Annotated in this window: 10 protein-coding genes and 1 pseudogene; 3 read left to right on the top strand and 8 right to left on the bottom strand. The window is 73.9% G+C overall.

Annotated features, from left to right (window positions below; translation table 11 throughout):
* Nucleotides 1–9 precede the first annotated feature (9 nt).
* The gene (locus IE308_RS12205; RefSeq protein WP_190217893.1) at nt 10–303 is read left to right on the top strand and encodes a putative quinol monooxygenase; all 294 of its coding nucleotides are present in this window, start codon (nt 10–12) and stop codon (nt 301–303) included.
* Between the two features lie 40 nt (nt 304–343).
* Here the strand turns inward: IE308_RS12205 and IE308_RS12200 are convergent.
* A pseudogene (locus tag IE308_RS12200) lies at nt 344–520 on the bottom strand (SDR family oxidoreductase); the annotation flags it as partial.
* A gap of 22 nt (nt 521–542) precedes the next feature.
* Between IE308_RS12200 and IE308_RS12195 the strand changes: the two are divergent.
* Entirely contained in the window at nt 543–878 is a 336-nt protein-coding gene (locus tag IE308_RS12195) for a TetR/AcrR family transcriptional regulator C-terminal domain-containing protein (protein WP_190218330.1), read from the top strand.
* A gap of 27 nt (nt 879–905) precedes the next feature.
* Here the strand turns inward: IE308_RS12195 and IE308_RS12190 are convergent, their stop codons facing one another.
* Genes IE308_RS12190 through IE308_RS12180 form a run of 3 tightly spaced genes read right to left on the bottom strand, consistent with a single transcriptional unit; the run spans nt 906 to nt 3392 of the window.
* Nucleotides 906–1340, bottom strand: a complete 435-nt coding sequence (locus tag IE308_RS12190) for a VOC family protein (protein ID WP_110626377.1) — start codon at nt 1338–1340, stop codon at nt 906–908.
* A 27-nt stretch (nt 1341–1367) separates the two neighbouring features.
* A complete protein-coding gene (locus IE308_RS12185) occupies nt 1368–2492 on the bottom strand; it encodes an ABC transporter substrate-binding protein (protein WP_190217892.1) in 1125 nt (374 codons plus the stop codon).
* A 3-nt stretch (nt 2493–2495) separates the two neighbouring features.
* Nucleotides 2496–3392, bottom strand: coding sequence for a thioesterase family protein (locus IE308_RS12180; protein ID WP_229908840.1), 897 nt, complete (start codon nt 3390–3392; stop codon nt 2496–2498).
* 89 nt (nt 3393–3481) lie between these two features.
* Between IE308_RS12180 and IE308_RS12175 the strand changes: the two genes are divergently transcribed.
* Nucleotides 3482–5221, top strand: coding sequence for an alpha,alpha-phosphotrehalase (locus IE308_RS12175; RefSeq protein WP_190217891.1), 1740 nt, complete (start codon nt 3482–3484; stop codon nt 5219–5221).
* Nucleotides 5222–5305: 84 nt separating this feature from the next.
* Here the strand turns inward: IE308_RS12175 and IE308_RS12170 are convergent, their stop codons facing one another.
* From IE308_RS12170 to IE308_RS12155, 4 genes are all read right to left on the bottom strand, one after another.
* Nucleotides 5306–5755 carry a hypothetical protein gene (locus IE308_RS12170; protein ID WP_190217890.1) on the bottom strand — a complete coding sequence of 150 codons (450 nt, stop codon included), beginning with the start codon at nt 5753–5755 and terminating at the stop codon, nt 5306–5308.
* Nucleotide 5756: 1 nt separating this feature from the next.
* On the bottom strand, nt 5757–10382 hold the full coding sequence (locus IE308_RS36885; RefSeq protein WP_229908839.1) for a DNRLRE domain-containing protein: 4626 nt from the start codon (nt 10380–10382) through the stop codon (nt 5757–5759).
* Between the two features lie 118 nt (nt 10383–10500).
* Nucleotides 10501–10959, bottom strand: coding sequence for a MarR family winged helix-turn-helix transcriptional regulator (locus IE308_RS12160; RefSeq protein ID WP_190217889.1), 459 nt, complete (start codon nt 10957–10959; stop codon nt 10501–10503).
* 8 nt (nt 10960–10967) lie between these two features.
* Entirely contained in the window at nt 10968–12029 is a 1062-nt protein-coding gene (locus IE308_RS12155) for an alkene reductase (RefSeq protein WP_229908882.1), read from the bottom strand.
* Nucleotides 12030–12069 lie beyond the last annotated feature (40 nt).

The following is a 12069-nucleotide window of genomic DNA, read 5'->3' as shown; positions in this document are numbered from 1 at the left end:
AAGGACACCATGCACAAGACCCTGCTCGCCGAGTTCACCGCACGCGAGGGCGCGGAGGACGAGGTCGCCCGCCTGATCCTCGACTACGCCCGCAAGGTGCGCCAGGAAGACGGCAACCTCGCCTTCGACGTCTACACCAAGGCGTCGAACCCGCGCGCCTACTGGATCTTCGAGGCGTACCGGGACGAGGACGCTTTCCAGGCCCATCTGAAGGCTCCCTACGGCGGACCCTTCAACACCGCCCTCGCGCCGCTGATCGAGGAGGAGGCCTCGGTACTCACGTTCCTCGATCCGGTGGTCTGACCCCGGCGGCCGCGGACCGCGCGGCCTCGCCCCGGCGGTGTCACGAAGGCTCCTCGCGCAGCGCGTCGGAGACCGACTTGACGCCGCCGTGCGCGGTCAGCCCGCCGTCCACGGGGATGTCGGCGCCGGTGACGAACGACGACTCGTCCGACAGCAGGAACACCACCAGCCGGGCCACCTCGTCCACCGTTCCCGTCCGGCCGAGCACCGGGTGACCCGGCGCCAACGAGATCCGCGCCGTGGAGACTGGGATCGGCCTGCTGCTGTCCGCGGGCTTCGCACCGGCCGACGCGGCCCGGCTCTACCTCGCGTTCGTCGACACCGTCCTCGGGCACGCGGCCATGGACGCGGCGCTCCACGCGCTGACCCGGCAGCAGCCCGACGCCGACCAGCGGGCCTGGCGGCACGTGTACCAGGCCCTCGACCCGGCGGCGTACCCCGCCCTCACCGCCGTACGCGCCGAGCTGCCGGGCATGGCGGACAGCTCCTTCGAAGCGGCGGTGGAGCTGTTGCTGGAGGCTCTGGCGGCCCGTACCCCCGCAGGACCGGAACACGACAGCGGGCGGACGGCCTGATCGGGCCGCCCGCGCGCTGGCGGCCCGTCAGTCGAGGCAGAACTCGTTGCCCTCGATGTCCTGCATCACGATGCACGACTCGTTGTCCTCGTCGGCGGGCAGCAGCCGCACCCGCACCGCGCCGAGCGCGACCAGCCGCGCGCACTCGGCCTCCAGGACGGCCAGGCGCTCCGCGCCCACCAGCCCGGTGCCGGCCCGTACGTCCAGGTGGACGCGGTTCTTCACGGTCTTGCCCTCGGGGACGCGCTGGAAGTACAGCCGCGGGCCCACCCCGTCGGGGTCGAGGCACGCGGCCCACGAACCCCGCTCCTCGGGCGGCTGGGCGCGGTCGTACTCCTCCCAGTCGGCGAACCCCTCGGGCGGCTGCGGTATGACGTACCCCAGCACCTCGCACCAGAAGCGGGCGACGCGCCGGGGTTCCGCGCAGTCGAAGGTGACCTGGAACTTCTTGATCGTTGCCATCGGGCCACCCTAGCCGCGCGGCCGAGTTCAGTCCGTACGGCCGCTGGTGCGGAGGATCCGGAAGCGCTCCGGGTCCGCCGGATCCCGGTCCACGACCTGCACGGGCGCACCGGCCCACTGCCACACCCCGGTGCCGGGCGTGCGCGTGAACCGGACCGTTCCGCGCGTGCCCTCGACCGCGACGCGGGACCAGGAGCCGGCGACACGGGCCCGGTCCGTGCCGTGCGTCCGCAGCACCTCGGCGAGGACGGCGATCGTGTCGTAGCCCTCGAACGCGACGAACGAGGGCGCAGCGGCGAGCCGTTCGCGCAGCGCCGCCGCGACGCGTTCCCCGAGCGGGCCGAGCCGGTCGGGCAGATACCGCAGGAACGGCACCCCGGCACCGTCACCGCCCAGCGACCGCGCCCAGGAGGGGAACTCCGGCTGCCCGGCGGGGGCACCGATCAGGACGTCGGCGAGACGCGGGTCGCGGCGGACGGCCCGGACCAGCGGCACGGCCGGCTCCGGGAAGCCGGCCAGCAGCAGCAGGACGGTCGCGCGGTGCCGGGCGACCTCGTCGCACAGGGCCGCGGGGGACGGCGCGTCGGCGTCGAGTTCGACCACCGTGCCGCCGTGCGGGGCGAGATGGTCCCGCAGGACGCGGACGCCCGACGCCCAGTACACACTCGGCTGGGCCGCCACGGCGACGCGCCGGTGGCCCGCGGCGAGCAGGGCCTCGGCGTACACCCGCCAGCCGCGGGACTGCGGCGGGGGCAGCCGCGCGACCCGGTCCGACGGTTCCTCGGTGAGCGCGTCGAGGACCGCGGACGAGCACAGGAACGGCAGCCCGAGGGCGTCGGCCCGGCCGGCCGCGGCACGGGCGACGACGCTGTGGTACTCGCCCACCACGGCCGCCACGCCCAGCCCGGCCAGCTCGTCCACGGCCGCCACCGCCCGGCGCGGGTCCGCCGCGGTGTCCCTGACCAGCAGTTCCAGCGGGCGTCCGCCGATGCCGCCGGCCGCGTCGACCTCCCCGGCGGCCAGTTCGAGCCCGGCGAGCAGGTGCCGGCCCGCCTCGACCCAGCCGGGTCTGCTCAGTGGCGCGAGGGCGCCGACCCGGACCGGGGACGTGTCCGCCGGCTCTGCCGAGGGCGATGACGAGGGTGTGGGCATGGGTCAGTGTCTCCCGTGGGACGGACCGGCCGCTGCGGGACCGGCGGGTGGGGCGTCGGCGGGCGGGCCGGACCGCGGGCGGACGGTGAGGATCTGCTGGGCGTGCCCCACCGGCCCGTCGACGTCGTGCAGGACGGTGCTGGTGAGGCCCTGGCCGGTCGGGCCGAAGGCGACGGTGGTGTCCAGGCCGGTCCAGCCGGCCACGGGCTGCCGGTGCAGATGGACCGTCAGATCGACGTTCGGGAACAGCCACTCGGTGGGCGGCTGCCGTACGGCGATGCCGTTGGCCGTGTCCACCAGGGCGAGGTAGGACGCGAGCGGGCCGCTGGGCTCACCGGCGACCAGGGCTAGCGGCGTGGACACCCACACGGTGGCGCGACCCGGCTGCGGCGGGCTGACGGGCCGGACGTCGAGGGAGGCGATGTACCCGCCGGGCCACAGCTCGCCCATCGGCCACGTCCCCAGCCGCTCCGGCGGGGTGAGCCGCCCGGCGGGGCCACCGGCGACCGCGGCGGTGTCGTGGGCGGCGAGCAGCCAGGCACGGGCCCGGACCACGGACCGGCCGGAGATGCGGACGGTGGCTTCCAGGAGTTCGATGGTGCGGCCGGGGCGGACCGTCTCCACCCGGATCTCGCACGCGTCGAGGGCGAGGCGGCCGAGGATGTCGTAGCTGATCCGGGCGAGGACCAGCCCGGCGCGGTCGGGCCGTGCCGCCAGGTGCCGCTCCATGGCGTGGGCCACGAGCCCGCCGAGCGGGCTGAAGTGCTGCTCGTCCGGGCCCCAGGCACCGCCCGCGTGGGCGGTGGGCCGGTAGCGGTGGGCGTCGATCCGGATGTAGTAGCTGCCGGCCGTGCCGTGCGGGGTGATCATGACCACGACGGCGAGGATACCCACCGGCATGTGTGGCCCCACCGGCACGTGTGGCCCCCTCGCGTCATGGGAAGGCCTTCCCCTCCGACGACCGTCCGGCCCCGACGCGAGGACCCGCCGTGCCCCTGAACCCGCCCGCCCCGACCCCCTGGTGGAAGAACGCGGTTGTCTACCAGATCTACCCGCGCTCCTTCGCGGACTCCGACGGCGACGGCGTCGGGGACCTCCGCGGGATCACCGACCGGCTGGACCACCTCGTCCGGCTCGGCGTCGACGTGCTGTGGCTGTCGCCCGTCTACCCGTCACCGCACGACGACAACGGCTACGACATCAGCGACTACCAGGACATCGACCCGCTCTTCGGCACACTGGCCGACTTCGACCGGCTGCTGGCCGCGGTCCACGCGCGCGGCATGAGGCTGGTGATGGACCTGGTCGTCAACCACACCTCCGACGAACACCCCTGGTTCACCGACTCCCGCGACGGCGGCCCGGGCGGCCCGCGCCGCGACTGGTACATCTGGCGCAAACCCCGCCCGGGCATGGAACCCGGCACCCCCGGCGCCGAACCCAACAACTGGGGCTCGTTCTTCTCCGGCCCGGCCTGGACCTTCGACGAGGCGTCCGGCGAGTACTACCTGCACCTCTTCTCCCGCAAACAGCCCGACCTGAACTGGGACAACCCCGAGGTGCGCCGCGCGGTGCACGCCATGATGCGCTGGTGGCTGGAGCGCGGCGTGGACGGCTTCCGGATGGACGTCGTCAACCTCATCTCCAAGGACCCGGCGCTGCCCGACGGCATCGTCCACGAGTCCGGCCGCCACGGCGACGGCAGCCCCTCCTTCGTGTGCGGGCCACGGGTCCACGAGTACGTCGCCGAACTGCACCGCGAGGTGTTCGCCCGGCACCCGCGCACCCTCCTCACCGTCGGGGAGATGCCCGGCGTCACCATCGAGGAGGCCCGCCTCTTCACGGATCCGGCCCGGCGCGAGCTGGACATGGTCTTCCAGTTCGAGCACGTCGCCCTGGACCACGGGCCCAGCAAGTTCGACGCCCGGCCGCTCAGGCTCACCGACCTCAAGGCCAGCCTCGGCCGCTGGCAGGCCGGCCTGGCCGACGCGGGCTGGAACAGCCTCTACTGGAACAACCACGACCAGCCGCGGATCGTCTCCCGCTTCGGCGACGACAGCGACCCCGTGGCGCGGGCGCGGTCCGCGACGATGCTGGCGACCGTGCTGCACCTGCACCGCGGCACGCCCTACGTCTACCAGGGCGAGGAACTCGGCATGGCCAACGCCCCGTTCGCGTCCATCGACGACTTCCGCGACATCGAGTCCCTCAACCACTACCGCGAACAGCGCGCCCTGGGCGTCGACGAGGAGCGGATCCTCGCCGGACTGCGGGCCCGGGGCCGCGACAACGCCCGTACGCCCATGCAGTGGGACGCCACCGAGCACGCCGGCTTCACCACCGGCACACCCTGGATCCCGGTCAACCCCGACCACACCCACGTCAACGCCGAGGCCCAGCTCGCCGACCCCGGCTCGGTGTTCCATCACTACCGGCGGCTGATCGACCTGCGGCACACCGAACCCGTCCTCACCGACGGCGACTTCCGGATGCTGCTCCCCGACGACGAGCGGGTCTACGCCTTCACCCGCGCCGACGCCACCACCGAACTCCTCGTCCTCGCCAACTTCACCGGCGATCCGGCCACCGTGGACCTCCCCGACGGCTGGCAGGACACCGGCCTCCTCCTCGCCAACGTGCCCGACCCCGGCCCGCTGACCTCCCCCCACACCCTGCAGCCGTGGGAGGCACGCGTCCACCGCCGCCCCGCACAGCGCCCTGACCGCTGAGCCCGGCGCGGAGGAACACCACGCGAAGCGCCCGCCACCCCGGTGAAGCCGGGGAGACGGGCGCTCGCTGTGCGACACCGGGTCTCAGCTCTGCAGCTTCAGACCCTCCGGTGAGGTGAGGCCCTTGCCGGGCTGGGCCCGATAGGTCGCCGTCCACGCGGCGGGCGGGCACGACCTGCCGTTCGGGCGCTGCTCCGTCAGCTTCGCCCGGGCGCTGTCCTCGACGACCTTGTCACCGGTCGCGACCGACGTCACCGTCAGGCGCACCGGCACGGTGGCCGCGCCGATGTCGTCGGGCAGCCGGACCGACACCGAGGCGACCGGATCGCCGGGACTGCCCGACGTCCTTTCCTCGCAGGTGCCGTTCGCGCACAGCCGGATCCGCACCGCGTCCTGCCCGCCGAAGTCGGCGGGCCGCCACACGACGGAGACCCGGGACTCGGCGTCGGCCTGCGTGCACGCCTCGTCCCGGCCGAAGGCCGAGCAGCCGGTCAGGGCCGCCACCAGCAGCGGTACGAGCAGCAAACGGCGCATGTCAGTACCACGCTACCGTTCCGGGGAAGGCGCTGTTGGCCAGCCCGATGTCGGTGAAGTACAGCCAGCACGGGTCGAAGAACCCGCCTCTGTTGTCGCTGCCGCCACCGCCGCCGCCCGACAGGATGCCCTTGGCGCGGGCCTCTCCGCTGCCGTTGACCGTGTACACAGGGGCACCGGAGTCGCCCTTGATGGTGCAGGACCCGGACGTCTTCTTGGCGACCACCATGTTCTTGGCGGTGGTGCCGCCCGAGTAGTGGATCGTCGCCTGGGTCGCGGTGATCTTCCAGCCGCACATCTCGCCGGTCATCATGCCGCCCGTGCAGACCTGGTCGCCGCTCTGCGCCCAGCGCGTCCAGTAGCCGTACACCGACCGGGACGAGCTGGACGTCTTGCCGCCCTTGTAGATGCGGGGCGTCGCGGCGCTGTCGCTGTTGACGCGATAGAGCGACAGGTCACCCGAGTAGTAGCTCTGCCCGGCCAGCTTCACCGAGCCGTACCCGTTCTTCCAGTTGTCCCGGACGACGGGGCCGATGTAGTCGGTCCCGCTGGGGTTGGTGATGGCTCCGTTGCCGCTGGTGCAGTGGCCCGCGGTCACCATGTACCACTTGCCGTCGTACCGCCAGGCGAAGCCCGCCGTGCACCAGACCGCCGAACTGGTCGTCAGGTCCGAGTGGATGCGCGCGCCGCCGTAGTAGGGCGAGGTGTCGTACTGGCGGTTCGCCTGGGTCTCCACCGCGTCGGCGCCGGGCGTGACGCTCACGGCGACCGTGTCGGTGCCGTACCGCTCGCCCAGGGCCGTCACCAGCCCGGGCGCCGCCGTCTCGGTCTCCACGACGACCCGGTTCTCCGCGGCGTCGACGTAGGCGAGCCGCAGCCCGCTCACGCCGGGCAGCTCGCTCTCCGGCAGCTGGAGGACCTCGTCGCGCACCGACTCCAGTGCGGTGACGCTGTGCTCCACCAGCTCGGTGCGCGGGGCGACCTGCGCGGTGACGGTCGGCCCGACCGCCGCGGGAGCGGTCTCCGTGGCGTCGTCCGGCATGACGTACGTGTCCTCACCGGTGCTCTCCGCCGATCCGTCGGCGGGCGGCGCCGGCGTCTCCGCCTCGGTGGACGCGGTGTCGGGCTTGGTGCCGTCCTCCGTGTCCGCGGCGGGCATACCGCTGCCCTCGTCCGCCGGGGCCTGTGTCACCTGGATCGGGGCGGACGCCTCGTCGGCCGAGGACGCCACGACGACCGGCGCGACCAGATCGCCCGTGGCCGGGTCGACGTACGGCGGGGCGAAGGCGTCGGGGGCGTCGGCCGCGCGCTCGGTGGCCTGCTCCAGGGCGTAGGCCTGGGCGGGCGCGGACTCCGGTACGTCGTCGCCCATTCCGCCCTCGATGACCTCGACCCGGTCGACGACGACCGAGACGGGCTCGGCGGCGGGCGGGGCGTACGCGCCGCCGAAGCGGGCGCCGATCTGCCGGTTCCCGCTGCCGGACAGCGACGAGGTGTCCCACAGCAGCTTCGGCGCGCTGCCGCCGGCCAGCGGGACCGGCCAGGTGACGGCGGTGCCGTCGGCCCGGGTGACCTGCGCGGCCGGGACGACCTCCCAGGCGTCGGAGGCCGAGGCCCGCTGGAGGAACGTGACGTCCGTCAGCGAGGCCGGCGCGGCGACGGCGAGGTCGACCGTGCCGACCAGCACCTCACCGTTGCCGGGCGCGGTCACGACGGCCCGCCCGGCGTGGAAGGCACGCGTGGCCGCCGCGGAGACGTTGCCCGCGCGGTCGGTCGCGGTGACGACCAGCTGGTGGCTGCCCTCGGTCGCCGGGGTGACCGGCAGGTCCACCGGGCCGCCGGTGGTGGTGACGGTCTGCGCGGCACCGCCGTCGATCCGGTAGGTGAAGCTGCGGGTGTCGGTGCCGTTCGGCGTCAGCGTGAACGTCCCGGTCACCTGCGCGCCGCCCGCCCAGGCGTCCGCCGGGTAGGCCGCGGAGGCGACGGCGGGAGCGCCGGGCGCGGTGGTGTCGACGGTGAAGCGGTAGTGCGCGGTCGCGCCGCCCGTGCCGTTGCCGTCGATGCCGCGCACGTGCAGGTACCAGGTGCCCTCGGTGCGGGTCGTGGTGTACGTGGTGCCGGTCGTCTCGGCCGTGCTGTCGGGCACGGTGTCGGCGGCGGCGTCGACGACGACGCTGTACCCGGCGGAGGACCCGGAGGGCGCGGTCCAGGTGGCGGTGAAGGTGCCGCTCTTGTACGCGCCGGTCTGGTCCGGGTGGGTGGAGGAGCTGATCACCGGGCTCGGCGGCAGCGTCATGTCGACCCGGAACGGCAGATGCGCCGCGGTGGCCGACCAGTTGCCCGCGCGGTCCTTGGCCCGCACATGCAGGTACCAGGTGCCGTCCGCGTCGACGGTGGTGGTGAGGCTCGTCGCCGTCTGCACGGTGCCCGTGGTGGCGGGCAGGGTGCTGGCGGTGCGGTCCACGGCGACGGCGTACCCGGCCGCGCCGGACAGGTCGGCGGGCGCCGACCAGCTGAAGGAGGCGGTGCGGTTGGCGTAGGCGCTGGTGCTCACCGGGTGGGTCGAGGAGACCAGGCCGCCCGGCGCGCCGGGAGCGGTGGTGTCGACGTTGACGCCGAGGTGCCGGGTCGGCGACCACAGGCCCGCCGTGTCCTGCGCGGCGGCGTGCACCCACCAGGTGCCGTCGGTGAGGCCGGACCGGCTGATGTCGGCCGACGTCTGCGTGACGGTCGTACCGGCGGCGGTGGTCGGGCTCTGGTCGAACGCGACGGCGTACCCGGTGACGCCGGAGGCGTCCGTCGCGGCGAGGGTGCCCGTGAACGTGGTGGCGTTGTACCAGGCCGTCGCGGAGGGGTGGCTGGTGGAGGTGAGGACCGGGGTGGACGGCACGGTGGTGTCGACGGTGAACGTCTGCCACGCCGACCAGGCACCGGTGTCGGTGCCGTCCGACGCCCTCGCCCGCCACTTGTAGTCACCCGGCGCCAGCGTGCCCGCCGTGTGCGTGGCCACCGCGCCGGAGGCCACGGAGGCGGACGTGCCGCTCTGCAGCGCCGCCGTGCCGTTCGCCGCCCAGACCTCGAAGGCCAGCGTCAGTTGCTGCCCGTCGCCGTCGGTGGCCTTGGCGGACAGCGTCGGCGTGGTGTCGGACGTGTAGGTGCCGGACAGCGGGGAGACGGCCGTCGCCGTACCCGGCTTGGTGTTGTACGTGACCGTCAGCGAGGGCTCGTAGGTGGCGTTGTGCGCGCCGTCCGTCTGGTTCGCCGAGTAGTAGCGGCGCCAGGTGAGCGGGTCCGTCTCGTCGACGGCCGCGATCCGCACGCCGTAGTTGGGCTGGCCGTCGGCCCAGGCCTGGACGATGCCGTCGACGTCCCAGGAGACCGATCCGGCCGGGCAGCTTGAGCTGTAGCCCTTGGCCGCGGTGGAGGTCACGGCCCCGGTCGAGGTGGTCGTCGGCTGCGCGTCCCAGGTGATCGCCGACGGGTCCCAGGAGGAGGTGATACGGCGCACCTGGTTGCCGGAGTTGGTCGTGCTGCACGTCGACGAGTAGTACGAGTACAGCCGCAGGTCCGTGTCGAGGACGTGCTTGCCGGCGTACTTCGCCACGTCGAACTTCAGGAACGAGCGGGCCTTCTCGGAGCCGTTGTACGTACCGGACTTCAGCTCGGTGGAGCCGCGCTGCGAGGTCAGGTAGTCGTTGTACTGGATCCAGGTGTCGGTCACCGGACCCATCAGGGAGTCGGTCGGGTCGATGGTGACCGGGTAGGTCAGGCCCGGGTCGGCGAGGAACGCCGGGTCCGGCTTCAGGACCAGGACCTGCTCGCCGCTGCCCGCGTCCCGCTCGACGGCGACGTCGATGGCCGCGAGGTCCTCGGGCTCACCGGAGGCGCGCTTCTTGCCCGCGCCCCACATCACCGGCAGCGGCGCGGTGGCCACCGTACGGCCGCGGGTGTCGCTCCAGCGCAGGCGCCGGTCGGCGGTCTCCTGGAGGGTCAGGCCCTCGGCCGAGACGGGCAGCCGGTAGGTGACCGGGCCGTCGGGGCGCTCGCGCAGCACGACGGAGTGGGAGAAGCCCTCCTTGAGGGCGGTCACCACGAGGTCACCGCCGGGGACGGCGCCGGGGTAGACGGCGGTCGGGCCGTCCAGGCGGGGGGCGGGCAGCCGGCCCGGCCAGTCCAGGCCGAGGGTGCGTCCGCCGCGGGTGACCTCGGCGAGCGGCTCGCCCGAACCGCCGCCGGAGAAGGCGATGTCGGCGGCGGCCGCCTTCGGGCGTATCAGGCCCTTGTCGGCCACCAGCGTGGTGTCCACGGGGCGCCAGCCGCCGTCCGGCTGCTTGACGCGGATCGGGCCGGTGTACGCCTCGACGGTGGTGGTGCCGTCGGCGTTGGCCCAGGTGGTGCTGGACTCGGTGCGCTCGGAGACGATCTCGGTACGGGCCGGGCCGGAGGCCGGCCGGGGCGCGGCGGGGGCGTCGGCGGCCGGTACGGCGTCGTCGGCGAACGCGGATCCGTCGAGCAGCGGCAGCGGGGCGCACACGAGGGCGGCCAGCAGGGCCGCCGCCAGGGCTCCTCGCCTGCGGCGGGATCTTCGTCTGCCGGGGCCCGGGACGGCCGGCGCGGAGTGGTGCACAGGGATTCCTTCCGGTCAGCTGAGCAAGATCGCTGATCCTAAGGCCTGTACATGCCAGTTCCGCCCACCGGGACGGGATCCGTCTCCGGGACCTGGTGAAGTCCGCCCTGGTGGTCTGTCAGGCCCGGGTCGTCAGGGACGCGGTGATCCGGTGGGCGAGGCGGACGAACGTGTCGATCTCCTCGTCGGTCAGGTCCCGGGCCGACGTCTCCTCCAGCTCCCGCCACATCCGGGCGATCGGCTCGCGCAGGGCGCGTCCCTTGTCGGTGAGCCGGACGACCATCACCCGCCGGTCGTGCTCCGCCGGTTCCCGGGTGAGCAGGCCCGCGTCCTGCATCCGGCGCAGCGACTTGGAGACGGTGGAGTGGTCCAGGCCGACGCAGCCGAGGAGTTCGGACTGGGTCAGCCCGTCCTGGTCGAACAGCTGCATGAGCAGCAGCTCCTGCCCCGGGTGCAGATCCAGCTCCCGGAGGATGGCCGCCCCCTGCCCGCGATGCGCCCGGGCCAGCTGGAAGACCGCGTAACTCAGCCGTCCGTGGCGGGCCGTGCTCGGGACCGGGGGTTCGGGGGCGGTCATGCTGCTCCTCAGGCGGCGTACGGGGGGTAGTCGGTGTAGCCGGCCGCACCCCCGCCGTAGAAGGTGGCCGGGTCGGGGGTGTTCAGCGGCGCTCCGGAGCGTACCCGCTCGACCAGGTCGGGGTTGGCGAGCGCCGCCCTGCCGACGGTGACGACGTCGGCCCGGCCGTCGGCGATGTCCCGCGCGCGGGTGGGCAGGTCGGCGTCCGGCCGGTTGAGGAACAGGGCGCCCGGCCAGAGCCCGCGCAGCGTGTCCAGCAGGTCCTCGTCGCCGCCGTGGAGGAGGTGCAGGTAGGCGAGGTCGAGCCGGGCCAGCTCCGGGACCAGCGCCTCGTACAGCGCGCGGGTGTCGTCCTCCCGGATGTCGTTGTGGGGGTTGCCGGGGGAGACGCGGAAGCCGGTGCGGCCGGCGCCGATCTCGTCGGCCACCGCGGCGGCCACCTCCACCGCGAAGCGGATACGGCCCTGCAGGGAGCCGCCGTAGCGGTCGGTGCGGAGGTTGGTGTTGCCGGACAGGAACTGGTGCACCAGGTAGCCGTTGGCGCCGTGGATCTCCACACCGTCGGCGCCCGCCGCGACGGCGGCAGCGGCGGCCCGCCGGAAGTCCTCGACCGTCGCCGCGACCTCCCCGGTGGACAGTGCGCGCGGCTCGGGCATCTCCCGCGGCCCGGAGGCGGTGAACATCGTGCCGGCCGGCCGCACCGCGGACGGGGCGACGGGCTGCCGTCCGTGCGGGGTGTTGTCGGGGTGCGCGATCCGCCCGGCGTGCATCAGCTGCACGACGATCCGCCCGCCGGCCGCGTGCACCGCGTCGACGACCTTGCGCCACCCAGCCGTCTGCTCCTCGGTGTGCAGACCCGGGGTCAGCAGATAGCCCTGGCCGTCGGGGGAGGGCTGGGTGCCCTCGGTGATGATCACGGCGTGCGAGGCGCGCTGCGCGTAGTACTCGGCGTTCATCTCCGTCGGCACGCCTTCCGGCGTGGACCGGTCCCGGGTCATGGGGGCCATCGCCAGCCGGTGCGGCAGGGCGAGATCCCCGGCGGTGACAGGGGTCCACAGGGCGTTCAGCACGTTCGACATGGGTGTCCCTTCGAGGCGGGCAGGGTCGCCG

This window comes from Streptomyces griseosporeus, from assembly GCF_014656055.1.
Taxonomy (GTDB): Bacteria; Actinomycetota; Actinomycetes; order Streptomycetales; family Streptomycetaceae; genus Streptomyces; species Streptomyces griseosporeus.
The sequence above is the reverse complement of the archived record's forward strand: the minus strand, read 5'-3'. Positions and strand labels throughout refer to the sequence as shown.